The following is a 24908-nucleotide window of genomic DNA, read 5'->3' as shown; positions in this document are numbered from 1 at the left end:
GTGAACGTCTAGTGGAAATAGTGTATTATTTTAATAAGGTTCAATTTTCCATATTGAAGAGGTGCGGTCATTTGGATTTACATTATCAATTGACAAAGGATGACTACATTGCTTTTAATCTGAATGCTTACGAACATTCACAGGCAATGAGCCGATCGTTATGGACAGCACGTCTTTGTTCACTTATTTTTGTTCTCTTTCCATTGATCGTTCCCATGGTAGGCGGTGATTTTATGCCGGGATTATTTATCTTCTTCTGTATTCTCGCTATTGTGTGGTTCTTCATTACCCCTAAGTTCTTTTTCCGAAGCGTTCGACGCAACCTTTCAAAAGTGATTGATGAAAAAATGGGGGATCAATTGCCCCTTGATGAGCGGCTTGAATTGACAGAAGAAGGTCTTCTCGAAGGTGCAGGTTCGGATCGAGAATACAGGACTTCATGGGCAGGTATTGTCAAGATCACGGAAACGTCAGACTATCTTTTCTTTTATATCAATCCAATGGCAGCGATCATTTTGCCGAAAAAAGTGATTGGAGAACGTGAACTAGATAAACTTTTTGAAAAAATTGTTCCTAATTCTGTTTTAAAAGAATAAACGGGATTAACGACGACTTCGAGGAGGGTCTATTTTGAGAAGAACTGGTGAAATTGCTTTAACGATTATTGGCGGATGCATCAACCTTTTATTTTTACTAATCGGAATACGCCTGCTTACAGCAGACTATTCGGCATTTCAGATGCAGTTGAAAGCGGCAAGTGAAGAGCAAAATTTAACGCCGCAACAGATTAATGAAATTGTGCATTTTGCACAAATCTTCGGTAATATGATTTTGGTGTTTACAATCATTATCTTTTTGTTGACGGCCATTGGATTATTTTTATTATTAAAGCTAAAAATGGCGAAAACTGCTGGTGTACTCATTCTTATAGCAGGCGTGCTTAGTCTTCCGGAATTGCTGATTCCGGGCATCTTGTTGATTATTGCAGGTGTTATGGCACTTGTAAGAAAGTCTAAGCAGCCTATTGATTCTTATTAATTTTTCGATCTAAGCCATATGAGTCTATTACAAAAGCCGTCCGGGGCAATTTCTCGGACGGCTTTTGTATTACCGGTTAAGTACGCTGTCTTCTAGATAATCCTTTGTGGTTCCGTATGTTTTTTCAATGTGGTGTTCGCCCCATTTACAGAGTGAACTAAGAATCTCTCTCAGTGAATCTCCATATTCGCTTAACTCATATTCGACTTTTGGGGGCACTTGATTATAGACAATTCGATTTATAATGCCATCATGTTCCAGTTCACGCAGTTGTTGCGTGAGCATCTTTTGAGTAATATTTGGTATTAATCGTTTCAGTTCACCGGTTCTTTTCTTCCCGTGGATCAAATGACAAAGGATCACCGGTTTCCATTTCCCACCAATCACTTCAAGTGTCGCTTCAACGGATATGTTATATTTTTTCGTCATTATAAACCTCCATTTGTTACTAAAAAGTACCTACCATACAAAAAAGTGCGTACTTGTCGAAATGGGATGCACCTTCCATAATAGCATATGCACTCAGTAATGAACATTATTTTTGGAAGGAGATCTCTTATGTCTTCAAAAGGTAGTTTGTTTTCACTAATCTCATTAGCGATTAGCGCGTTCGCAATTGGAACGACTGAATTTATCAGCGTGGGGCTTCTCCCACTCATTATGAATGAATTTCATGTGTCCTATTCGCTTGCAGGTTTGACTGTAACGCTCTACGCACTGGGGGTTACAGTAGGCGCTCCGGTACTGACTTCTCTAACCATAAAAATACCAAAAAAGCAATTGCTGATGCTGATCATGATCGTGTTTCTCATTGCAAACTCACTTGCAGCAGGAGCAACATCGATCTTTGTACTTCTTGCAGCCAGAATTCTTTCTTCATTTTCACATGGAGTTTTTATGTCGATCGGTTCGACAATAGCAGCAGATATCGTTGCACCGAACAAAAGAGCGAGTGCAATTGCGATTATGTTTACAGGTGTCACGCTTGCGACTGTAACCGGGGTTCCGATCGGCACGTTTATAGGGCAGATCCTTGGCTGGCGGGCAGCATTTGTAATTATCGTTGCTATTGGGCTGATCGCATTGATTGCGAACAGCATTCTTATTCCATCAAATCTTAAAAAGTCGACTAAGATAAAGTTTACAGATCAATTCAAGTTAATTAAAACTGGTCCATTGCTTCTCGTATTCGTAATCACGGCTCTTGGATATGGCGGTACATTTGTCGTATTTACTTATTTATCGCCTTTGTTGGAGAAAATCTCTGGATATTCACCGAGTGCAGTTGCCCTTATTTTGTTTATTTACGGAATAGCGATTGCGGTTGGGAATACAGTCGGGGGAAAGGTATCAAATGCTAATCCGATGAAAGCTCTAATTTATATGTTTTTATTTCAAACAGCTTCAATTTTCTTGTTGTATTTTACAGCCTCTAACAAATGGATTGGATTATTAACAGTAGTATTTATGGGATTATTCGCATTTATGAATGTGCCAGGATTGCAGCTTTACGCGGTTCTGCTTGCCGAGCGCTTTGTTCCGGAAGGCGTAGCGGTTGCATCAGCAGTGAATATTGCGGCATTTAATGGCGGCGTGGCATTAGGATCGTTCATCGGCGGTCTCGTTGTCGAACATATTGGACTCATCAACACAACTTGGATTGGGGCATTGATGGTTCTCTCGGCTGCCTTCCTCAGCATTTGGAGTTACAAATTGGAGCGACTATACAGTGAGCGAGTTGCATGTTCAGAGTAATATAATCAGTAAACGATGTCATATAAAAAACGTTCCCCGTTTCTGGCGAACGTTTTTTATTACGTGACCTACTTGTTGGCGCAAATAAATGATGAAAAAAGAGGTTCTCAAAAGGTAAACCACCGTAACCGAATCATTTAGAATAGGTTTTAATTAAGAACAAATTTTTCAATGGCGTACGCGACGCCGTCTTCTCGGTTTGTTTTTGTCACAAACTGCGCTTCATTTTTTAATTGCTCAATAGCATTTCCCATTGCAACGCCGAGTCCGGCATATTTAATCATGGCCAGATCGTTCGCTTCATCACCCAGCGTCATCATTTCTTCAGGAGCAATGTCAAGGAAGTTTCCAAGTGCTTGCAGTCCTTTACCCTTGTCTACCTCTTTATTTAGAATCTCAAGTAAAAAGGGTCTTGATTTCATCATGGTAAAATTTTCAAAATAGCGCTTCGGTATTTTTTCTATAGCGGGATCTAGTAGATTCTGGCTGATACAGAAAATCGCTTTGTTCGCCTTAAATGATTCTGGAATTTGCTCCATATTGGTTTGTTCAAAAGGAAGCGCCTTCATAATTTGACTGTATAATGAAGGCATTCCCTCAGGATAAGGGGGACAGTAAACACGATGCAAATCGATAAAATTCATCGGTACCTTGAGTGATTGACTGAGCTCATAAATCGAAAGAAGCTGGTCACGAGTCAATACTTTTTCCGAGATCACATCCCCTGTATCCGCATGCTGCACAAGTCCGCCATTATACGTAATTGCGTAGTCTCCCTGATCAGTCAAGCCGAGAAGATTTAAAAATTCTTTGATCCCAAGGAGTGGGCGACCCGTGCATAAAACCACCTTAACTCCTTGATCTTTAGCCGTTTTTAACACTTTTTGCGTTCGCATCGATATTTGCTTATTTTCATTCAGCAGTGTTCCGTCCATGTCAATGGCAATTAGTTTTATCACAGTTTTCCCTCCGTTACTTGGTCTTTTTTTAGTATACAGCGAATGTTGCACGAAAAGAATGTTTTATGAATCAGGCAATAATTTTTTTCTGATGGAGAACAGCGTTTATTCAGCATTAATTTGGAATTAAAGTGGGTGCAGGTTCCTAAACGTTGTTGTAAATTCGGTTATAGTGAGTATGGTTCAATAAATGATCATCCAAAGGGATTCAGCCAGCATTTTTTCAAAAAAGAATATGAAATATTAGAAAACATGGCTTCGCCAAGCCTCTGGCAAAGGCGAAGACTTGGTTGCGACGGCCATGGACGGCCTAGTGTCCGGTGAGCTGCAGGACGCGGCGTTTTGCCGGACCGCATATACTATACTCCACTAAATTTTAAACTTTTTTATAGTACAAAAAAAACAGCCGATTGATTTATCGACTGCTTTTTCCGCAGAATTAGAAGGGAATGACGATTTTTAAAAAGCAAACATATCCTGTGACGCTGCCAAGCAGCATACCGGCCAAGACGTCTGACGGATAATGTAGTCCAAGAAATATCCGTGAAACAGCGACACTGAAACCAACAGGAAGCAAAATAAGACTGAGTGTCGGATGAAATAAAATAAGCGGTATAATAACTGAGAAAATGGCAGTAGTATGACCTGACGGGAATGAATGATCCTGCAAGGGATTGATTGGATGATTCGTCCCATCAAGAATTAAATAAGGGCGTTTTCTTGGGAAACACAGCTTAAATACTTGGACAACAATATGGCTGATCGTCAAGGATACAGCGCATGCCAACGCGGTCAAGCGCAATTGCCCGTGTGCAAAGATGAGTAGAAAAAGGACAAGCAGAATCTCCAATACAGCGCCACCGATATTGGTGATTGTGCGAAAATAAGCATTCCATAGTTTACGTTCAAAGTGACGGTTTATTTTTTTGAATAGACGGCATTCCATTTCGTAAAGTACATTAAAGGGCAGCAATCGACTTCACCTCCCAATAGCGCATCATGCTGATTTTATAGAGGGTCAACTTTGAAATATACTATTCGGGGAAGCTCCTCATTTTCTGATCAGTATGTGCACCTAATCTTATTATATAATAAATGAACGATATTGAGAAAACTTTAACCTATATTTAAGGCTTTGTGAACACTCGTTTTTAATACAGTGAAGAAACGAGCAAATTATATTATATGCTGCAGTGCTCGAATGATTTGAATTAAGTCACAGTTTACAAGATTGTTTCCCAATAGTATACTCGATTCAACATCTACCTTTAAACTACATAAATGATATATTGGAGGAAATTAGACGATGGAATCCAGGTTTGACGTGAGGAATGACAGAGATCTCACGATGCTGGTTGATTTTTACGAACTAACGATGGGGAACAGCTATCTCGCTGAAGGGGTAGGTGACCAGATTGTTTATTTCGACATGTATTTTCGCAGGGTTCCGGATGGCGGAGGCTATTGTATCATGTCCGGTGTGGAACAACTGATTGAATATCTCGAAAATCTTCGGTTTACAGAAGATGATATTAACTATTTGCGTTCAACCAAGGCTTTCTCGGAAAAATTTCTTGATTATCTTTCTACATTCACATTTTCTTGTGATGTTTGGGCAATTCCTGAAGGCTATCCGGTGTTCCCTAACGAACCGCTCGTAACAGTTCGAGGACCTGCAATTCAAGCGCAGCTTCTTGAGACGATGATTCTTGTCACAATTAATCACCAGACCTTAATCGCCACAAAAGCAAGCCGTATCTGCCGTGTTGCCGGCAATCGTCCTGTTATGGAATTCGGTTCGAGACGTGCACAAGGTTATGATGGTGCAATTTATGGTGCACGTGCAGCAGTGATTGGCGGATGCTCGGCGACTGCCAACACATTGGCTGGAATGATGTTTGATATCCCCGTATCCGGTACGATGGCTCACAGCTGGGTCCAATTGTTTGACAGTGAATTGGAAGCGTTTCGAGCATGGGCAAATGCTTATCCGGATCAATGTCTGGTGCTGATTGACACGTTCAATGTTCTGAAATCTGGACTTCCGAATGCCATTAAAGTCTTCAAAGAATTGCGTGCGAAAGGTCATGAACCGTTGGGGATACGAATTGATTCCGGCGATATTACTTACTTAACAAAAAAAGTGAGAAAAGCGTTAGATGATGCAGGATTTCCTAAAGCGATCATTGTCATTTCCAATTCCCTTGATGAACATATAATAAAAGATGTACTTGCCGAAGGTGCGCAAATTAATTCGTTCGGCGTTGGCGAACGGTTGATTACCGCACGTTCAGAACCAGTGTTCGGCGGTGTATACAAACTTGTTGCTGTTGAAAAAAATGGGGAAGTTGTCCCAAGAATTAAGATTAGTGAAAATGAAGAAAAAATAACGAACCCGGGTTTTAAGAAAATTTATCGTATTTATGATAAAGATGCAGATAAGGCGATTGCAGATCTCATTTGTGACGAATCGGAGACGATCGATGAATCAAAGCCGTTGACGTTGTTTGATCCGGTGTTTACATGGAAGAAGAAAAAATTAAAACGCTACAAGGCTGAGTTGCTACGCAAACAGATCTTCAAAGGCGGGACGCTTTGCTATAAGAGTCCTTCTGTAAAGGAAATTCGCAAATTTGCCCAAGAGCAGGTTCAGCGCCAGTGGGCTGAAGTGCTCCGATTTGAAAATCCGCATAATTATTTTGTGGATCTGTCGTGGAAGGTTTGGAATGCAAAACATGATCTCTTAAACAGCTATTCAGAGGAATTCAGCGGTAAATAATGAGTAAAGTCAATAAAGAACCGAGAGACAGCAAACTGTCTTTCGGTTCTTTTACGTTTCAGTTCTGCATTAACTCTCGGTTTCAGATGCAAGTATATCAAATCTTTGATGCGAATCATTAAAGAAGCGCAAACCATTTTTATAAATGGAATGTCTGCTTTATTTTTAAGGCGACTTGCTCGGCGTTTAAATAAGTATTATTAATCCGTAAATAATTTTTTTCTTTTATTTCACCTTGACGTGAGTTCAGACGATCCGTTTTCACTGATTCAAGCAAGTTTTGCTCGGATTGTTCAATGTTTCTTTTCGTTGGTTTTTCAGCGAGTCGATGCGGGGTTCGATTTCGCTGAAGCCGAATATCGGTACATGCCTCTAATTCGACAAAATAGATATCTGCCCCTTTTGCTCTAAAAAGTTGGCAAATTTCATTTATATTCATCCAATCCTCTTTCTTGTTAAAAGCCCATACGGTTGTGAAAATAATGCCGTACATATTACTGCAGACTGCTGATTTGAATATCTCTTTTCGGAACATATGACACAGTCGCCACATTTCAGGTGTAAAACCGAATAAAGGCACAAGTGGATCAATAGTCATGTGATTATGGAGCAATTTCAAATCGGTTATCTTAGCAAGTTCTTGCCCAACGGTCATCTTTCCAACCGCTTGCGGTCCGAATATGAGTACGAATCTCATAGGCAGTTCCTCCATGTTTTTTAATTTATGTGTTTATCATTTTACTGATGATTTTCTGTTGCTTCATGTGGATTGACCAGTAAAAGCAATAGATACCGGCACAACTGAGTAGCGAAAAAAGAATAGCCATCCCGAACGATGGAAGAAAAGCACCAATAATGACACCAAGCGACCCAATGATTTTTGCACCTTGGAAAACAAGTCCGTACACAGCCATGTATGCACCGCGTACATGTTCCTGTGCCATGGAGGCGAGCATCGTTTGGCAATTTGGAACATACATCAGCTCCCCCAATGAAGATACAATAATCATGAAGAACAGAAGCAGCCAGTGATTACTAAACGCGAGTATTACATAGCCGGAACTATAAAGGACGAGTCCGGTAAAAAGAACATAATGAGGACGATAATGCTTCATCCATTGGTTGACAAGTAATGTAAATAAAACGATGAGTACAGTGTTCTCAACACGCAGCCAACTCAGTAAGGTCAAGCCGTCTACACTTCTGTTCCAGATCAATGAATGAAACTCGCGCGACAGGCGTATCGCTATATAGTTGTTCATTTGAAATTCGAGTGAAAGAATCAGTAAATGAGCGAGACAAAAAACGAGAAAGCGATGGTCGGTCATGACTGTTTGGTAGCTCTTGCTCATATCTCGAATGAACCGATTGATGTTCGCCGTTTGATCCTTTGAAGTACTCTGTGTGTTACTTTCATTCATAAAGAATGCGAGTAGACTGAAAACAAATAGCGAGGTTACAGTCAGAATGATAAAAAGCGTGAAACGATGGCTGTTAAAATACAAGCCTCCGATAATGGTCCCGGCAGCAATTGAAAGATTCACCGACCAGTAATTGACACTGTACATAAATTGCCGATTCTCTTTTGTGCTTACATCAATCAACATTGCTTCAGCAGCGGGATTCATGAAACCGCTGCTGATACTTTGAAGGAGCATCATCACAAACGTAATTTCCGGTGACAAGAACCAAGGAGAATTTGCTGCTGCCATTAATGAAAAAGCGACGATTTGTATCAGTTGAGCGATGATCATAATTCGTTTTCTGCCGAAGCGGTCGGAAGTATAACCTCCGAAGAAACTTACGCTCAATGAAGCCATCACATTGAGTAAAAGAAGAAAGCCAGTTGTCGCGGTACCGAACTCTTTTGCAAAGTATATGGCCATAAATGGGAAAACCATATTCCCGACAAATCGTGAAATAAAGGAAGTGAGCAGTCGAATTTTAATATTCCTGTGCAAATTTAGAAATGTGTTCATGCGTTCAGCCCCTGTCGTTGTTGCAATTGGTATACTTCATTGTTGTATAAACGTAACAATGAAAAAAGTGTAAAATGAAATAAATCATTTCCCCTTTTTTGCAGAGGAAATCGCGTACAATGAAATAAGGAAGGGAAAGGGAAGCGGGGAATTGGATGAATGCATTTGATTATTACACAGAATTCTATTTGGCTAAAGCTCATGCATCTCATAAACAAGTGGAGACAAGTATCAGTGAGTGTGCACGGATTTTTTATTGCTCCGAGCGCAATGCAAAACTGATTATTCATAAACTGGAGGATAACCATTGGATTCATTGGGTGAGCGGGCGAGGGAGGGGCAATAAATCGCAGGTAGCTTTTCTCAAACCTTTGAGTTCGTTCGTTGAGGAGCAGATTGATCAATTTATTAAGTCGCATCAATTAGACAAGGCACTCGCTTTTATTCAATCGCATTCACTGCCTGATTCCTTATCAGAGAAATGCTATAAAACAATGAAACAAGAATTCGGCTATCGAACGGAAAATAAGAAGTCTAAGGAAATGGATATTTTACGTATTCCAATGAGACGTCAGCTCGCGACATTGGATCCCGCATTTGCCGCAATAACGAGTGAATCGCATATTGCCCGGCAGCTGTTTGATTGTTTAATAAACTATAATATAGATTCAGATACTTTCGTACCTCATCTGGCTCATTCTTGGGAAGCATCATCAGATCAGAAGAAGTGGACTTTCTATCTGCGAAAAGGAGTCACCTTTCACCATGGGAGAGAGTTGACTTCAGAGGATGTTCTGTTCACCATTAGGCGTATATGCGACCCTTCAAATCAGGTACCGTGCCGTTGGTTTTTTCAATCATTGAGTCATGTTTCTGCTCATCATCCCTATGCGCTAACGTTAATCTTTACCAAACCGACACCGGCTCTTCTTTTTTTCAGTTCCTTAAATCTAGCCATTCTTTCTGCTGATGTTGGATTCAATCCGAGTCACATTATTGGAACAGGTCCCTTTAGAATCGTAAAATACAATAGTAAACAACTTGTACTCGAACGTTTCGGAGATTATTTCAGCCTGTGTGCATTACTGAATCGAGTGGAACTCTATTATGTGCCGAATCTGATCAGCCAGCAGAAAATTTATGATGTACCTAACACACAGCGTCAATCTTCCGCTCATGAAGAGATTCATGAGGAAATCGGCAGCAATTATATTATGTTCAATTTTAAGAAAGACGGAACGCAACAGGATTACTGGTTTAGAAAAACGATAGATTTGATTATTGATCGTCAAGCGATGATTTGTGAACTCGGAGGAGATCGCATCCGAATCTCAAATAGTTTTCTTGAAACGCAATCTGGAGATTCACTGCAAGTTTCTGTTACGGATGGTCAAATGAAACACTACCTTTCTTTAAGTAATTATGGTGGACAAAAGCTTAAATTCTATTATTTTGATCACCCGCCAGTGAAAGCAGATGCACAGTGGATTCAGGAACGAGCGAAACAAATAGGAATGAACCTTGAACTCTATCCATTGTCGATGAGCGATTTCTATAATGAGAAGCTAACCGATGAAGCGGATATGGTACTTGGCGGAGAAGTGATGGAAGAAAATCTCGAACTTGGTATTGCTCATCTATTTCGAGATGAAAGCAGCTTAATTCGACGATTGATCAATCAAAAACAGGCATGTAGGATTGACCTTTTAATCGACCAATTTCTTCAAGCAGGGAACAGGGCTGCAAGATACCGAGTCTTCCATCTGATTGAAAATTATGTGAGAAATGAAAGACTACTCATCTATACATATCACAGCCGCCGAGAAGTAACCTTTCATTCGGCTCTAGAAGGTATTAAACTAAATGCGTTTGGTTGGGCTGATTTCAGCAAATTATGGATTAAACCTGACTTATCCGCGGAAACATGACTAATTAAGGAGAATATGATGAAATTTATCTCATGGAATGTAAATGGTTTTCGCGCCTTGCAGCGGAAAATGGATGTTTACGCTTGGCTACAAGAAACCGGAGTCGACGCACTGTGCATTCAAGAAACGAAAATGCATCGAGATCAAGTTCAATTTGAAACGCCGGGATATTTTCAATATTGGAATGATGCTGTGCGCAAAGGTTACTCCGGAACGGCAATTTTCACTAAAAAAGAACCCATTAATGTTACCTATGGAATGGGTATCAAAGCACATGATCAAGAGGGAAGACTGATTACACTTGAGTATGAAAGCTACTATTTGATGACGGTTTATACACCTAATGCAAAACGTGATTTAACTCGACTAAACTATCGGCTTCAGTGGGGTGCGGCATTCACAAACTATATTAAAAAATTAGATCGGATTAAGCCGGTCATCTTTTGCGGAGACCTGAATGTTGCTCATCAGGAAATAGACCTGACATATCCGCGGAATAACAGTGGAAACTCAGGCTTTACTCAGGAAGAACGTGCAGATTTTTCTGCTTTGCTGAGCAATGGATTTATTGACACCTATCGGACGCTTTATCCGAATCAGACCGGTGCTTATTCATGGTGGTCGTTCCAATTTAACGCAAGACAAAGGAATATCGGTTGGCGTATTGACTATTTTGTCACATCACAACGATTGAAAGAACACATCATTGATGCCAAAATTCTCCGAGATGTAATCGGATCTGATCATTGCCCTGTCGAACTTGAACTTACTGAATAAGATGGTTGGCGCGGAGCTCTTGTCGAAGTAGTTAGACTATTAATTCATACTTTTGTGATGACGTGCAGTTATATAGAAAGGATGTTTATTAAAGTGAATAATTATGATCCTTTGTTCCAACCTTTAACATTACCGAATGGTATAAAATTGAAAAACCGGCTTGCGATTGCTCCAATGACGACTTGGTCGGGAAATATAAATGGTACGGTGTCTGACCAGGAGATTGCTTATTATGAACGGCGGGCGCGACTAGCTGGTTTATTTATATCTGCTTGCATTGCTGTCTCACCTACTGGTGTGGCTTTTGACCGACAATTTATTGCCTTTGACGATGCCGTTTTGCCTCGGTTGAAGAAGATGGCTGATGCGATGAAATCTGGCGGGGCCAAGGCTATTCTCCAAATTCATCATGGGGGAAGCGAAGCAAAAAGAGCGTACACGTTATTCGGTCAACTATATAGTGCAAGTGCCGTTCCTTCCTATTCCGAACCGAATGAAGTTCCGGTGGCTATGAGCGATGAGCAGATCGAAACAGTCATTCGGGAATATGGAATCGCAGTTCGTCAGGCAATCAGAGCTGGATTTGATGGTGTAGAAATTCATGGCGCAAATCATTATTTGATCCAACAATTTGTTTCGGCACATTTCAATAGAAGAAATGATCAATGGGGCGGTAGTTTAGAACACCGCTTGAAATTCCCACTTTCAGTTCTTGAAGAAGTAAACGCTATTGCTAAGAAGTATGGAGATGATTCATTCATTGTCGGGTATCGTCTGTCTCCGGAAGAAATGTTCCATGATCGAGGATATGACCTAAATGATACGCTTCAATTAATAGATGAACTCATGAAACGTGGTATTCATTACATTCATGTGTCTCAAGGTGATAGTTCTTCTCGACCTAATGGGAGCGAAGAAGATGCACCAACAATTATTCATCGAATTGCGCAGCATATAGATGGAAAAGTTCCTTTGATCGCGGTAGGAGGTATTCATTTTCCTGAGCAAGCTGTAGCCGGATTACGTGATGGTGCTGATCTGATTGCATTGGGACGTCAAGCAATCATGGACCCAGACTGGTCGGATAAGGTGAGAAACGGTAAGACGAATCAAATTAAAACTGCCCTTAATTTAGATCAACAAAGCGAACTGGTTGTTCCGGACTGCCTATGGTCGATTATCACGAAACGGAAAGGCTGGTTTCCAATTACTCAAAGAGAATAAAAAATAGGAGTGAATCACTAATAGTGGTTCACTCCTATTTCGTTTATATACAATAAACAGGGATTCGTGAAAGCTACCGCTTTGCCGAAGCAAATTCTGTGGTGAACACGAAGCCTTTTAAATTACTTTACAGCATTTTGTGCTGACCATTTTTCCAGTTCGATCATCGCGTTATACACGGTATCAACTGTGCACTTCATCGGATGCATATGGATCAGTGAAGTCGGTTTTAGAACAGAGACAGCAATCTCTCGAATTTCATTGTTGGTTAAATTACCTAATGAGAGATCGGCTAGAGACAGAGGGAGTCCGAGCGCACGGTAAAAGGGCAACAGACGCTGCATTTCTTTCGGCTTGTTCTCAATAACCAATTCCACTAAAAGACCATAAGATACCTTTATTCCATGGAGCAGATGATGTGTTTCCGGCCTGATGGTGAGTGCATCATGAACTGCGTGAGCCGCCGTTGCTCTGCCGTATTCATCACCGAATCCTGCAACCAATCCGCTTGCCATAATATTTGTTTCCATGACTTGAGTCCAATCGTCGGTAAGCTTGCCGTCTCGCATATCCTGAATAGCTTTTTCTGCGTGATTCAGAGGAATTTCAAGACATTGACGTGCAGCTTCTCGAGCGAAGAAGAGTGCGAGGCTTCTTCGAGTTGCTTGCTGAAGCAACAGATCAGATTCATACCATTTCGCAATGGTATCTGCCACACCGGCGATAAAATAATCAATTGGCGAGTCCAAGATCACTCGTGGTTCAACAAGAACGAGACTGGTTTGTGACGGATAGATTTCATGACCGATACATTCGCCGTTGTCTTTATAGAGCACAGAAAGACAGGACCACGCGGCACAATTGCTGGCCATTGTTGGGAGCAGGATGACTGGGACCGATCCGGCTTTATATCCGGCAGCTTTCGCTGTATCTAATACCTTTCCACCGCCAAGTCCGATGATTGCGTCAATTTTATCGTTTTTGACCAAATCAATTATTCTCTGAATTTCATTGTTCGAGCACTCGCCATTAAATTGAACATCGATGACCTGGAAACCTTTTTTCGTTAGATCCGGCAGATAGCTAGACGCCTTTTTCAGAGATTTTGTGCCATGAAGAAAAAGTACACGTTTGATAAAACGTGCTTCGAGTGCCGACGCTAGCCGATCGTAAGCACCAACTTCCGAAATATATTCTTGCGGGGCAATTCTTGAGATTAATTGCAATGTCATGTGTCTTCTCTCCTTAAAAAGATCCTGTTCATTTGTTTTGATTTTTGTTTGTGCTCTCTTGTGTCATTCAAAATGAAGGTAATGAGCTGATAAAAATATTGAATACAAAATGGTACATCGCTTATGATTTATGGATAAAACCAACAGTGTGAACTTTATACTAGTCGCTTGCTAATGAAGCGTCAATCCAAAAGCGTTTGAAAAACCAATCTTTTTTATTGTACTTTATAATGCAAATATAGCATAATTTTAATTCGATAGCCCATAGAGCCTTTTTATGGCTTCATCACGCCGATTTTACTATACTTATGAATGAAATGATTAGTTTAGAAAGATGAGTTTTCTATAAAGTGCTCAAGACTTTGGAAACAGAAAGACGGGTGAACAAGTTGGAGAAGATCCTATTTGGTTTTGATGAAGAATTCAATTTGCCTGAAATTGACGTTGAAGAATTGAAAAAAGAGTACGCGGATCGATTTGAGTTTATCACTGTATGGAATGAAGAGGTTCCTAGCGATGTCTCTATCGAGGATGCTGTGGCATTTATCGGCGGTCCCTCAGCTAAATTGCTCCGAGCAATGCCTTCGCTGCGCTGGCTGCAGTTGCCGAGTGCAGGCGCAAATCAAATGGCGCAGCATCCGGATCTGGCACGAGATGTGACGCTCACCAATGCCAGCGGTGTGTTCGGGGTGTTAGGGGCGGAACATACGATGGCGCTTCTTCTTGCACTCACAAGAGAAATTCCACTTTATGTAAAGCAAACGGAGAGGCGAATCTGGAACTCAGGAAATCAGTGTCTGCAGATTGACGGTTCAACGGTCGCAATCATCGGTTACGGCGACATAGGGTCGGAAATTGCTCATCGGTTAAAAGCATTCGGCGCTCAAATTCTTGCTGTAAAAAGAACGGCAGGAAAGGTTCCGGAGGATGCAGATGAAGTTTTCACAATGGACGATCTTAATAAGGTGCTTGCTGCTTCGGATTTTGTTATCAATGTACTTCCTTTAACTAAGGAAACCGAGCATGTATTCAACAACAAAAGCTTTGAGTCAATGAAGAACGGCGCAATTTTCATCAATGTTGGGCGAGGGGGCACCGTTGACGAACGTGCTTTGATTCATGCGCTGAGTTCGGGAGAAATTGGTGGTGCAGGTCTTGATGTGACCGAAAATGAGCCGCTGCCCGAGAATAACCAACTGTGGGATCTCCCTAATTTGCTGATCACCTCTCACTCATTGGGAGTAGGACCTGGCAAGTATAGTAAAAGGGCATCATTGATTAAGAGAAATATAGATAAATTCAGCAAGAACAAACCCCTGGAAAATATTGTGAATCGTAATCTCGGCTATTAATGCTTTGATTGCATCATACTAATTGACGAATAGGCTTAACAAAGGGATCTCCAAATTAAAGGGGATCCCTTTATTACATTAACAAGTAAGGATAAAGATTTAGAGAACTTCAGTGTTGATGCAACAAATGGTTTGCCAGCGGATTGGCGAAGCCGAGTTTTCTAATATGACTTACAATCTATTAATCTTTTTTTATCAATCGAAACAAAGATGTAATCAAATTTTGTCGGAAAAACGCGCAATGTGTTGTTATAATAGAACTAGGCAAATAAGTTTCTAGTAAGATAATCTCATAGCAAGCAGAGCAGGCTTTTTCAAATAAGATAAATTGTACGTGCTTTCTTGATGTGCGTAAGGAGTAGAGTTATGTTCAAACCAACGAAAATTAAAATGATAACGACGATATGTCTTTCTTGCTCCTTGATATTGGGAATTAACAGTGGAACTGTATTCGCGGATACGCAAACGAAACTTAACAATAAGCTAAATGATATTCAAAATCAAAAACAACAAAATAAGGATAAACTAGCTGCTTCGAAAAAGAATCTTTCTGAGAATCAGAAGAAGCAAGATACAGTGATCAAAAATATTAAAGAATCAGATAAAAAGATTGCCTCCATGAGTAACAAAATCGACAATACCAAAGAAAGAGTTCGTCAAAACAAAGCAAGTGTGGTTCAACTAAAGAAAGAAATAAAAAAAATTGATGCACGTATTGATACACGTACCGAGCTGCTTAAAGGCAGATTGCGATCCATTTATATAAGCGGTGGCGCGGTCAGCTATCTAGATGTTTTAATGGGCTCGAAGAGTTTCGGTAATTTTCTTGATCGGCTGCTTGTTTTGAAAATGATTACCGATCAAGATAATAAAATAATTAATGATCAGAAACAAGATAAGCAGGCACAGGTTACAAAACGCAAAAGGCTTCAAACGGTTCTCGATCAAACAACGAACGATCTACATAATCTTCAAACAATGAATACTAGTCTTAAGCAAGAAAATGAACATAAGCAGAATTTGCTTGGAGAATTGAAAAATCAGGCATCAGATATTGAAAAGACAGTGATGTCGTCCAATGAGCAAACAGGTATTTTGAGTGCTCAAGAATCGGTCATTAAGCAGCAATTAGCGGATTTTGCCGCACAGCAGGCAAAGGCGAAAGAGCGGGCGGCTGCTGAAGCGAAAGCGAAGCAAGAGGCACAGGAAAAACAGAACGAGAAGGCGAAGACAGAGACAGCTTCAGCAAAATCGGTTACTGTTTCGAATAACACCCAGACGGCTGCTGAGACGGTTACTTCTACGTCTTCAAGTAATTCAGAAGAAAAAAACAGCAGTCAGTTCATTATGCCGGCAGCGGGTTATATTTCTTCCGGTTTTGGCTATCGATCATTTGACGGTGAATTTCATCCTGGAATCGACATTGCGAACAGCACCGGTACTCCGATTCACGCCGCTGCAGACGGCACGGTGTTCAAGGCATATACTTCGTCAAGTTACGGAAATTGTGTCATGATCTCACATGTCATCAATGGACAGCTTTATACTACTGTTTATGCACATTTGTCAGCAATTTACGTTTCCGATGGTCAAAGTGTGTCACAGGGTCAGTCAATCGGAGCAATGGGCAATACAGGCGAATCATTTGGTACGCATCTTCATTTTGAACTTTACAATGGCCGCTGGACTCCGCCACCGCACAATGGAGCTGTTAATCCATTGAATTTTATCCACTGATGTAAATTCTTTAGTGTAAAAAAACAAATAAATAGAAAATGCAGAATGCCGGAGTGAACCAACCACTTCGGTTTTTCTAATATAAAATTGTTTGGTATTGCTCATTCGTATTACAAGGTCGGAGAAGAATTTCCCATATTCAAAGCGGGTTATATTATTCTGACAGGAGGTGCTGAACGTTCGGTCATCTGCCTTATGATATTGTGAAACATACTGTATTCATTTATGAATATATTTATCTATATCATAAGAGGCACATGTGCGGGGGTGACCACAATGAATCACTATAAAATTTGCGGTATCTTAAATCTGTCCGAATCGAAACAGTTAACGAATCCGCTTACTAGGTATCGACCAGTTGCTGGATTGCCATTTTGCAGCAGATATCGACTCATCGATTTTCCCTTATCCAATCTTGTATCTGCTGGTGTAGAATCAATTGGTATCTTTATGAATGGGCAATATCGATCCATTTATGACCATGTTTTAAGCGGCAGTGATTGGGATCTGGACAGCCTCAATGGAGGAATATTCTTTTTTGATTCAGGTACTGAGCAGGTCAATGGACTGATTCGCGATAATCTTGAGGCTTTCCATAATAATTTGGAATTTATTGAAAAATCAAGATCTGATTTTGTTGTGATTATGGGTTCACGTGCTTTATGCACAATTGATATTCAAGCGATTTTGCGTCATCATTTAGAACAACAAGCTGAAATCACATTAGTCTACAAAACGGTTTCTGGTTTTGACACAGACGATCAACCAGTGACTTGCATTGAATTGGATGAAAATAACTGCGTTCGTAAAATGAAATCCTGTTTGCTTAACCAGGATGGCCCATCTGCAGTGAATATGGAAATCTATGTCATGAGGTGTTCGCTTTTTACGAAACTAATTAGACGGTTCATGGCATGGAATGAGGTTTACAGTTTGCGCGATGCGCTCCATCAATCCGTAAAAAAAATTAAGACAAATGGTTACGAATATACCGGCTATCTTAAAAACATTCATTCGATCAAATCCTATTATGATGCCCACATGGATATGATTGAAGAGTCAAATCGGAGTGCACTTTTTGGAGGTGAGTATCGAATTCATACAAAGATAAAAAATGAAGTGCCTTCATATTATGGAAAAAACGCTGCTGTATCGAATTCACTTGTAGCCAATGGTTGCATGATTAACGGAATGATCAGCCATTCACTTCTTTCACGCAATGTTACTATTGATATGGAATCGAAAATCATTGGATCAATTCTTATGAAAGGTTGCGTTGTTGGTAAAGGCGTTTATTTGAGAAATGTAATTATGGACAAAGAAGTTCATATTGAACCGGGATCAAGAATCATTGGCTCGGTTGAGCATCCAATCGTCATTGAAAAGAAATCAACGATCTATTTAGGAACATAACGAGTGTCGGATAAACAATCTTCTAAAACCACAAAAAATAATTAATAAAACTTCGTGTCGTATGGTGATGATTAATGGTTTCAATTCGTTAAAAAAGGGTAATAGATTAATAAGGGCTAAATTAATTCAAGGAGGGAAGCTAATGAGCAAACTGATTTTCTACACATACCCAAGTTGTACATCTTGCAGAAAAACAAAAGGATGGTTTAAAGATCATCATGTGAGCTATGAAGAACGCCATCTTTTTCGCAATCGACCTGATGCAAACGAGTTGATGGAGCTGATCAAATTATCAAAATCGGGAATTGATGATTTACTCGCAACACGTAGCGAAACGTATAAGCGATTGAATGTAAATTTGAATGATTTGCCGCTGAGTAAGGCTCTTCAACTTCTCTCTGATGAGCCAAAACTATTAAAACGGCCAATCATTACCGATGGGAAGCATCTGATTGTGGGTTACCATCAAGAGGATCTGCAACGGCTTGCATTTAATAAGACGCTCCAAAAGGAAAAATCAATTGGATAGGATTGTTTGCGGTCGGCATCTGTGATGCCGGCCGCTTGAATGATTAATTTTCTTATGGAAAAGAAGGAAAATCAGGGCTGATTGTGGAATGTTTAATTACCCCTGAAAACCGGAAACGAGCCTGTTTTTATTTCACAATGAAAGCAGGTGGTGCTATGGATCAATTGGAAAAGAATACAGTAAAACAAAGCCGGCAATTGCTGAATGAAGCATGCAGTGTCGGTGCCTCAGATATTCATTTTACCCCGAGAATTGACAACACGTTGGTAGAGTTCAGGATTAATGGATATCTTTTTGAACATGAAGTTTTTGATGCATTGTCAGCAGAGCGCATCATCAACCACTTTAAGTTTTGTTCGGGAATGGATATTGGCGAACATCGTCTTCCTCAAAGCGGAGCGATGCAAATGGTCATCAATCGTGTCCCTGTTTCATTACGTATGTCTGTGTTGCCTACCCCGAACAAAGAAAGTCTTGTGATTCGAATCCTTCCTCATAGAAATGAACTTACTATTGAAGAATTAACCGTCTTTGATGAAGCGAAACGTGGACTTGCTTCCTTGCTTGCTTATGAAAACGGACTAATTCTCATATCGGGTCCCACAGGTTCCGGGAAGACGACAACTCTCTATGCATTGCTTTCTACGTTGCAAAGAAGATACCACGCACGAGTGATTACCATTGAAGATCCCATTGAAAAGAAGAATGACTCATTTATCCAAATGGAAGTGAATGAAAAGGCAAATTTTACTTATGCCAAAGGATTTCGTGCGATTCTAAGGCATGATCCAGATATTATTATGATCGGGGAAATTCGTGATGAAGAAACGGCAAAAATTGCGGTGCGTGCGTCGTTAACTGGGCATCTGGTACTTTCGACCGTTCATGCTTCAAATGCGTTGTCCACACTGCAGAGAATGTTTGAATTGGGAATACCTAAATTTGATCTGAAGGAAACTCTTACGGCGGTTATTGCCGAGAGACTGGTGACCATTCAATGCCCTGACTGCGGCAAAGCTTGTGATCGTAATTGTCCGCATCGTCATCATCCGAAACGCACAGGTGTATACGAGATTCTCGCAGGTATGCCGCTTCACGATTATTTGTCTGGGCAGCTGTCGCGCCCCGCAGCGTCAGCATATAAAACAATTGAGGACTATCTGGAAGAAGGTATTGAAACAGGCTGGATTCCCAAAAATACAGCAGGGAGGAATTCAGATGGCTTTTCAAAAAAATTGGACTAAGAAAGAGCAGGCACAGTTGTTAGTTGATCTAGGTGAAAGCTTGAAAAACGGCTATCCATTGAATATCGCATTGGCATTACAGGCGGGTCGGAAGCAGAAATTTTTTCGTTTAAAGATAGAAAGGATGATTGATCGTTTGAAAGCAGGAAGTAAGCTGCATGAGATCCTTCGCGATGATAAATTTCCACAAGATGTAGCGAGTGTCATTTATTTTGCGGAAGCGACCGGTGCATTACCGGAGGCGCTGATTGAGAACGGCACGATGATCCTGCGCCGCGAGCTCTATGCTCAGACTTTGCGTCGTTTAATGCGCTATCCGCTTTTTCTCCTATGGTTTCTCTCACTTGTTCTGTATGTAGTCGGTAAGTTTCTTCTCCCTAACTTTATTCAGCTCTATCAGTCGCTCTCGCTCGAACTTCCTGCCATCACTCGAATGATGCTCTATCTTGCGGCCCACATGATGACCATACTGGTGATCATTGCCTGTTTGATCTTTGCCATCCTGTTAGGCTTGTATGTATATCGGCGCTGCGCACTTTTGAAGAGAATCTCATTTGCAGCGCGGGTTCCGTTTCTTAGCGAGTTTATCCGGATACATTTTACCCATCAATTAGCCTTTCAATTAAGCGGACTGCTTCGTTCAGGGCTGACAATAAAACAGGGTATCGACATTCTCTCTAAAAAAGGGGCTTCACCATTTTTGAAATTAGAATCCAAAAGAATCGAAGAACTATTAATCCAAGGTCATCCCTTTGAATCGTCGATCGAAGGCATTATTTACTATTTGCCTGAATTTCAAATGATAATCAAACAAGGCTGTGAACAAGGTTCTTTTGGAAATGCACTGTATCGTCTAAGCGGCGAGCTTATGAAACGAATGGAACAAAAGACACAATGGCTGCTTTCGATCACTCAGCCCATCGTTCTGATCATTATCGGCGGATTTGTACTCGTTTTATTTCTTTCTATTTTGTTGCCGGTTTTTCAAATGATTAACGGTCTTTAATAAATTGAGGCATGAACGTTGATGATTGCAAATAGAAAAGACCGGCGTTGATCAATCTGACGTTTATTCTCGGTTTATATTGCTCCTCTAATGCTTTTTTTTCCTGATTATATCGTTCCGGTTTTTTCTCTGCCTGTTCATAAAAAGCATCAAGCAAATCTTCATCTTTCTTCCATCGTTCGCTCGCCTGATCCGCCCATTCAAACGGTTCCGTTTCCAATTCAGATGCGATAAATCGTTCAATTCGCTGAATGCCGCTTTTGACAGTGATCAACGGACTCAAAGTGTAGCAATAATCCGGGAGTCTCGCAATGAGTTCAAGTTTGCCTAGCATGGATTGAAAGCCTTCAATGAGTGTTCCGTTTACCATTTGAAGGCCAATAGAAATCAAACGATCTTTTTTTAAATCGCATTGATAACTGATTTTCATATTTATTCCAAGCCAAGGTTCCAAAGCGGGAGAGGCTTGTGAAGAGACAACTTGATAAAGACGGATATAGCGTCCCATTTGTTCCGCTGTATTGAAAATTTGATGGAGGCGCGGGGAACCGAAATGGATGAATTCTCCTTCATCGCTTTGATCATTGAACCTGAAAGTAAGGGTCGCTGTTTCCGCATCGGCACCGATTTGTTCAATGTAATGCCAGTAAAAGGGTCGATTCATTAGCAATTTGTCCATTTGTTTTGTTAATTTGACCTTAAGTTGAGATTGGTTTTGGACAGGAAGCAACGAACAGTCCGAACTTGAGAAAAAACGGATGAGAAAATCACGAATTTCCGCTTGCTGCATGGTGATCCCCCGTTTCTAATTGATTCTGTTCAAAATTTATGACACTGCTGAGATTATCTAACTTTACCTTTATTTCCCCATCAGACTCAGATTCTTCGAAAATACGGCTGACCTGTTGATCGACATTTTTTAAATCAATGTGAGATAGGATTTTATCCAGGTCACCGATCACTTGCTCAAACAAGTGAATTTTGTTATACAACAAATGTAGAATGTGGCTTTCAACAGTTCCACGAGTAGCAAAATTATAAATATGTACATCGTTTTCTTGACCAAGTCGATGAATTCGCCCGATTCTCTGTTCAATGCGCATCGGGTTCCAAGGCAGATCATAATTAATCAAGTGACTTGCAAATTGCAAATTAATGCCCTCTCCGCCTGCTTCTGTCGCAACCAATACTTGAACTTTGTTTTGAAAGAGCATGCGCATCCAATCTTTTTTGTTTCTCCTGAAGCCTCCGCTAAAAGGAACGGAAGAAATATCGTTTTTTTTCAGAAACCATTGCAGGTAAAGCTGAGTAGCACGATATTCCGTAAAAATAATAACTTTATCATTAATCTGCTTGATTAATTCCAGAGCCTTATTTGCTTTAGCATTTTGATTCACACGGTTTAATTTATCAAAAAGATTGTGCCACAACCGTTCGTTCATCGGCGTGGCTGTAGATTTGTATATTTTATTCAAAGTGACAAAAGCGGCTTCACGACTGCTGCATGCTTCCCGTTGAAGAGTAAGCAGTGAAAAGGGCTGAATGACACCGTTTTGTTTTAGTTCGCTTAAACTTTCATAGAAAGTCTGCTCTGCTTCTGAGAACGGGATATCGAAGGATTTGATAATGCGTTTCGGCCAGTGAAGTCCCGTATCCTCCCTGCGATTACGAACCATAACCTGATTAACGAGTGCTTTCAGTTTGTCTTCATTTTTTACAGAACGAATTCCCGATTTGTAGTTTTTCGAGAAACTCTCAGCATCTCCAAGGTAACCGGGTTTCAAAAGTGACACAAGATAAAAAATTTCACTTAAACGGTTTTGGATCGGTGTTGCCGTAAGCAATAGACAAAACTTTTTCTTTAGCGATTGGACAAATTGGTAGTTTTTTGTTTTATGGTTTTTCAGTTTATGCGCTTCATCAATAATAATTAAGTCATAATCCTGCTCCATAATGATGTCGTGATGCGGTTGCCTTTTGGCTGTATCAATTGATGAGACAACAATATCACACTGACTCCAGACATAGGCTTTGCGCTGGGGGACAGCGGGTATGTAGAATTTTGTATTTAGTTCGGTTACCCATTGAAGGACTAAGGAAGCGGGGACTAGAATTAGCACCTTTTTAACGAGTCCACGTATCATATATTCTTTAATGATTAATCCTGCTTCAATGGTTTTGCCAAGTCCGACTTCATCCGCGAGAATGGCTTTGCCATGCATTTCTTCAATGACAATTCGCGCTGTCTCGATTTGGTGAGGATGCAATTTGAGCTGAGGAAGTCGTCCGGGAGCAATCAGCCCATGGAATGAGGGGACATTGCGCTCTTCTTCAGCTAGATAAGCAAGTGAAAAGAGGTCTGATTTCGCCCAGGGTCCGTCTTCATTTATTCGTTTGAAGAATGAGTCGTGCCAGGTTCTGTCAAATTGGATAAGAGGCTTCATCGAAAACACCTTTATATGTTAAAATTTTGTGAACAAAGTATTGCTAACTTCACTGATAAAATGGTAGGATAACATTGTTAGTATGTACGACATTGCCTTGAGTTAAACGATTTTTATTCAATTGAATGGATTGCGGATGACGTTGTGGGGAGAGATCGCTTCAATGCGGTCGCCGAAGGAGCAAACGAACAGTGAATCTCTCAGGCAAACAGGACTTACAATGGACGCACCTCTGGAGAGTGCCACGGGGCTACCAAAGGGGATACCGCTTTTGTGAGCGATAAACTTTCAGGTATAAGGACAGGGGAAGACATGCATAGTGTCTTCTGCTGTCCTTTTTTGCTTTCATTCATTTTATTTCTATTTATCGATTAATTCACAAATTTACCTTATCGGGAGGAATAACGGAATGCCGGAATTGAAAACAACGCCATTGTATGATTATTACAAAAGCCATGATGTAAAACTGATTGACTTCGGCGGCTTTCTGTTGCCTGTACAAATTACGGGAATCAAGAACGAGCATAATGCAGTACGAAAAGCAGCAGGTATTTTCGATGTGTCCCATATGGGCGAATTTTTGGTTTGCGGCGAAGAAGCTGAACAATTTCTTCAAAAGATGGTCACGAATGACGTTTCCAAGGCGCAACCGGGTGACGCACTCTACACTGCGATGTGTTATGAGAATGGCGGAACTGTCGATGACTTATTGATCTACTGCTTGGATCAAAACAAATACCAACTCGTTGTCAATGCGGCGAACATAGAAAAGGATTTCAACTGGCTCTCCGAACATGCTCCGGAAAAATTAAAAGTGATCAATCAATCAGATAAAATAGCGTTGCTTGCTGTGCAAGGACCGCTCGCCATATCAATTGTTCAAAAAATTACCAATTATGACTTATCAACCATTAAACATTTTAAATTTGCCACCCAAGTTCCGCTACAGGACGTACCTTGCTTGGTCTCAAGAACAGGCTACACTGGTGAGGATGGCCTTGAAATCTACTGTCCTTGGGAAAAAGCATCTATGCTTTGGGATCTGCTGCTTGCTGCAGGTGATGCGGATGGATTGATTCCCTGTGGATTAGGCGCACGCGATACATTGCGCTTCGAAGCGCGACTGCCATTATATGGTCAAGAATTAAGCTCATCTATAACTCCGCTGGAAGCCGGAATAGGCTTTGCTGTAAAAACAGGAAAGACTGGAGAGTTTATAGGGAAGGCAGCATTGAAACAGCAAAAAGACGAAGGATTGACACGTAAAGTCATCGGTCTTGAAATGATTGACCGCGCAATCCCGCGTACACATTACAGTGTTTACGCAGGTGATACTAAAGTTGGCGAAGTAACGACAGGAACACAATCTCCAACCCTTGGCAAGAACTTAGGGCTTGCTTTAGTCGCTGTTGAATGGACTCAATTAGGAACCTTGCTTGATGTAGATATTCGAGGAAAACGGAAAAAGGCAAAGGTTGTTAAAGCACCTTTCTATAAAAGATCCTGAGGAGG

At 40.7% G+C, this 24908-nt stretch carries 22 protein-coding genes and 1 riboswitch; of the genes, 14 read left to right on the top strand and 8 right to left on the bottom strand.

The annotated features are described in order from the left end of the window. The first annotated feature begins 71 nt into the window (after positions 1 to 71). Positions 72 to 596 carry a YcxB family protein gene (locus AC1MBV_RS11135; RefSeq protein WP_480948308.1) on the top strand — a complete coding sequence of 175 codons (525 nt, stop codon included), beginning with the start codon at positions 72 to 74 and terminating at the stop codon, positions 594 to 596. Positions 597 to 630: 34 nt separating this feature from the next. Beyond that, positions 631 to 1038 (top strand): DUF4064 domain-containing protein, encoded by a 408-nt coding sequence (locus AC1MBV_RS11130; RefSeq protein WP_255749383.1) that lies wholly within the window; start codon positions 631 to 633, stop codon positions 1036 to 1038. 69 nt (positions 1039 to 1107) lie between these two features. On the opposite strand, the gene AC1MBV_RS11125 is transcribed toward AC1MBV_RS11130, so the two are convergent. Continuing rightward, the gene (locus tag AC1MBV_RS11125) at positions 1108 to 1470 is read right to left on the bottom strand and encodes a winged helix-turn-helix transcriptional regulator (RefSeq protein WP_370646163.1); all 363 of its coding nucleotides are present in this window, start codon (positions 1468 to 1470) and stop codon (positions 1108 to 1110) included. Positions 1471 to 1566: 96 nt separating this feature from the next. Between AC1MBV_RS11125 and AC1MBV_RS11120 the strand changes: the two genes are divergently transcribed. After that, positions 1567 to 2793, top strand: coding sequence for an MFS transporter (locus tag AC1MBV_RS11120; protein ID WP_480948307.1), 1227 nt, complete (start codon positions 1567 to 1569; stop codon positions 2791 to 2793). A gap of 149 nt (positions 2794 to 2942) precedes the next feature. Here the strand turns inward: AC1MBV_RS11120 and yidA are convergent, their stop codons facing one another. Together yidA and AC1MBV_RS11110 are read right to left on the bottom strand one after the other, a co-directional pair. Beyond that, positions 2943 to 3752 (bottom strand): sugar-phosphatase, encoded by an 810-nt coding sequence (gene yidA / locus AC1MBV_RS11115; protein ID WP_255749377.1) that lies wholly within the window; start codon positions 3750 to 3752, stop codon positions 2943 to 2945. A gap of 439 nt (positions 3753 to 4191) precedes the next feature. Then, positions 4192 to 4722 carry a phosphatase PAP2 family protein gene (locus AC1MBV_RS11110; RefSeq protein WP_480948777.1) on the bottom strand — a complete coding sequence of 177 codons (531 nt, stop codon included), beginning with the start codon at positions 4720 to 4722 and terminating at the stop codon, positions 4192 to 4194. Positions 4723 to 5058: 336 nt separating this feature from the next. Here AC1MBV_RS11110 and AC1MBV_RS11105 point away from each other — a divergent pair, with 336 nt between their 5' ends. Continuing rightward, positions 5059 to 6531: a nicotinate phosphoribosyltransferase gene (locus AC1MBV_RS11105; RefSeq protein WP_255749375.1), complete on the top strand. Its 1473-nt coding sequence runs from the start codon at positions 5059 to 5061 to the stop codon at positions 6529 to 6531. A gap of 139 nt (positions 6532 to 6670) precedes the next feature. On the opposite strand, the gene AC1MBV_RS11100 is transcribed toward AC1MBV_RS11105, so the two are convergent. Continuing rightward, entirely contained in the window at positions 6671 to 7228 is a 558-nt protein-coding gene (locus tag AC1MBV_RS11100) for a DEAD/DEAH box helicase family protein (protein WP_480948306.1), read from the bottom strand. Positions 7229 to 7253: 25 nt separating this feature from the next. Beyond that, positions 7254 to 8510, bottom strand: a complete 1257-nt coding sequence (locus tag AC1MBV_RS11095; RefSeq protein WP_480948305.1) for an MDR family MFS transporter — start codon at positions 8508 to 8510, stop codon at positions 7254 to 7256. A gap of 155 nt (positions 8511 to 8665) precedes the next feature. Here AC1MBV_RS11095 and AC1MBV_RS11090 point away from each other — a divergent pair, with 155 nt between their 5' ends. From AC1MBV_RS11090 to AC1MBV_RS11080, 3 genes are all read left to right on the top strand, one after another. Beyond that, positions 8666 to 10438: an ABC transporter substrate-binding protein gene (locus AC1MBV_RS11090; protein ID WP_480948304.1), complete on the top strand. Its 1773-nt coding sequence runs from the start codon at positions 8666 to 8668 to the stop codon at positions 10436 to 10438. 18 nt (positions 10439 to 10456) lie between these two features. Beyond that, a complete protein-coding gene (locus AC1MBV_RS11085; protein ID WP_480948303.1) occupies positions 10457 to 11215 on the top strand; it encodes an exodeoxyribonuclease III in 759 nt (252 codons plus the stop codon). Positions 11216 to 11308: 93 nt separating this feature from the next. After that, on the top strand, positions 11309 to 12439 hold the full coding sequence (locus AC1MBV_RS11080; RefSeq protein WP_255749366.1) for an NADH-dependent flavin oxidoreductase: 1131 nt from the start codon (positions 11309 to 11311) through the stop codon (positions 12437 to 12439). A gap of 122 nt (positions 12440 to 12561) precedes the next feature. Here the strand turns inward: AC1MBV_RS11080 and AC1MBV_RS11075 are convergent, their stop codons facing one another. Continuing rightward, positions 12562 to 13671 (bottom strand): iron-containing alcohol dehydrogenase family protein, encoded by a 1110-nt coding sequence (locus AC1MBV_RS11075; RefSeq protein ID WP_255749365.1) that lies wholly within the window; start codon positions 13669 to 13671, stop codon positions 12562 to 12564. A 380-nt stretch (positions 13672 to 14051) separates the two neighbouring features. On the opposite strand from AC1MBV_RS11075, the gene AC1MBV_RS11070 reads away from it, so the two are divergent. The 6 genes from AC1MBV_RS11070 to comGB all read left to right on the top strand — a co-directional run bounded on the left by AC1MBV_RS11070 (position 14052) and on the right by comGB (position 20952). Continuing rightward, on the top strand, positions 14052 to 15023 hold the full coding sequence (locus tag AC1MBV_RS11070; RefSeq protein WP_480948302.1) for a D-2-hydroxyacid dehydrogenase: 972 nt from the start codon (positions 14052 to 14054) through the stop codon (positions 15021 to 15023). Between the two features lie 426 nt (positions 15024 to 15449). After that, entirely contained in the window at positions 15450 to 16760 is a 1311-nt protein-coding gene (locus AC1MBV_RS11065; protein WP_480948301.1) for a murein hydrolase activator EnvC family protein, read from the top strand. A 276-nt stretch (positions 16761 to 17036) separates the two neighbouring features. Beyond that, entirely contained in the window at positions 17037 to 18173 is a 1137-nt protein-coding gene (gene glgD / locus AC1MBV_RS11060) for a glucose-1-phosphate adenylyltransferase subunit GlgD (RefSeq protein WP_480948300.1), read from the top strand. A gap of 142 nt (positions 18174 to 18315) precedes the next feature. Further along, on the top strand, positions 18316 to 18702 hold the full coding sequence (locus AC1MBV_RS11055; RefSeq protein WP_255749358.1) for a Spx/MgsR family RNA polymerase-binding regulatory protein: 387 nt from the start codon (positions 18316 to 18318) through the stop codon (positions 18700 to 18702). Between the two features lie 155 nt (positions 18703 to 18857). Next, positions 18858 to 19946 (top strand): competence type IV pilus ATPase ComGA, encoded by a 1089-nt coding sequence (comGA, locus tag AC1MBV_RS11050; RefSeq protein ID WP_480948299.1) that lies wholly within the window; start codon positions 18858 to 18860, stop codon positions 19944 to 19946. Next, a complete protein-coding gene (gene comGB / locus AC1MBV_RS11045; RefSeq protein WP_480948298.1) occupies positions 19921 to 20952 on the top strand; it encodes a competence type IV pilus assembly protein ComGB in 1032 nt (343 codons plus the stop codon). Before comGA ends, comGB begins: the two co-directional genes overlap by 26 nt. Here comGB and AC1MBV_RS11040 read toward each other — a convergent pair. Beyond that, complete coding sequence (locus AC1MBV_RS11040) at positions 20939 to 21742, bottom strand: YqhG family protein (protein ID WP_255749355.1); 804 nt, start codon at positions 21740 to 21742, stop codon at positions 20939 to 20941. The genes comGB and AC1MBV_RS11040 overlap by 14 nt on opposite strands. Then, entirely contained in the window at positions 21720 to 23396 is a 1677-nt protein-coding gene (locus tag AC1MBV_RS11035) for a DEAD/DEAH box helicase (RefSeq protein ID WP_480948297.1), read from the bottom strand. The genes AC1MBV_RS11040 and AC1MBV_RS11035 overlap by 23 nt, the downstream gene beginning before the upstream one ends. Before the next feature lie 136 nt (positions 23397 to 23532). Next, positions 23533 to 23623, top strand: a riboswitch (glycine riboswitch). 182 nt (positions 23624 to 23805) lie between these two features. Between AC1MBV_RS11035 and gcvT the strand changes: the two genes are divergently transcribed. After that, a complete protein-coding gene (gene gcvT, locus AC1MBV_RS11030; protein ID WP_480948296.1) occupies positions 23806 to 24903 on the top strand; it encodes a glycine cleavage system aminomethyltransferase GcvT in 1098 nt (365 codons plus the stop codon). Positions 24904 to 24908: the final 5 nt, after the last annotated feature.

This window comes from Sporolactobacillus sp. PKPK-6, assembly GCF_056678885.1.
Note: the sequence above shows the minus strand (reverse complement) of the source record. Positions and strands in the feature narration are given on the sequence as shown.

Coding starts and splice junctions, on each gene's coding strand:
- AC1MBV_RS11085 (WP_480948303.1), top strand. CDS start 10,457: ATGAAATTTATCTCATGGAATGTAAATGGTTTTCGCGCCTTGCAGCGG.
- AC1MBV_RS11040 (WP_255749355.1), bottom strand. CDS start 21,742: ATGCAGCAAGCGGAAATTCGTGATTTTCTCATCCGTTTTTTCTCAAGT.
- comGA (WP_480948299.1), top strand. CDS start 18,858: ATGGATCAATTGGAAAAGAATACAGTAAAACAAAGCCGGCAATTGCTG.
- AC1MBV_RS11035 (WP_480948297.1), bottom strand. CDS start 23,396: ATGAAGCCTCTTATCCAATTTGACAGAACCTGGCACGACTCATTCTTC.
- AC1MBV_RS11075 (WP_255749365.1), bottom strand. CDS start 13,671: ATGACATTGCAATTAATCTCAAGAATTGCCCCGCAAGAATATATTTCG.
- AC1MBV_RS11090 (WP_480948304.1), top strand. CDS start 8,666: ATGAATGCATTTGATTATTACACAGAATTCTATTTGGCTAAAGCTCAT.
- AC1MBV_RS11055 (WP_255749358.1), top strand. CDS start 18,316: ATGAGCAAACTGATTTTCTACACATACCCAAGTTGTACATCTTGCAGA.
- gcvT (WP_480948296.1), top strand. CDS start 23,806: ATGCCGGAATTGAAAACAACGCCATTGTATGATTATTACAAAAGCCAT.
- AC1MBV_RS11120 (WP_480948307.1), top strand. CDS start 1,567: ATGAACATTATTTTTGGAAGGAGATCTCTTATGTCTTCAAAAGGTAGT.
- AC1MBV_RS11100 (WP_480948306.1), bottom strand. CDS start 7,228: ATGAGATTCGTACTCATATTCGGACCGCAAGCGGTTGGAAAGATGACC.
- glgD (WP_480948300.1), top strand. CDS start 17,037: ATGAATCACTATAAAATTTGCGGTATCTTAAATCTGTCCGAATCGAAA.
- comGB (WP_480948298.1), top strand. CDS start 19,921: ATGGCTTTTCAAAAAAATTGGACTAAGAAAGAGCAGGCACAGTTGTTA.
- AC1MBV_RS11095 (WP_480948305.1), bottom strand. CDS start 8,510: ATGAACACATTTCTAAATTTGCACAGGAATATTAAAATTCGACTGCTC.
- AC1MBV_RS11105 (WP_255749375.1), top strand. CDS start 5,059: ATGGAATCCAGGTTTGACGTGAGGAATGACAGAGATCTCACGATGCTG.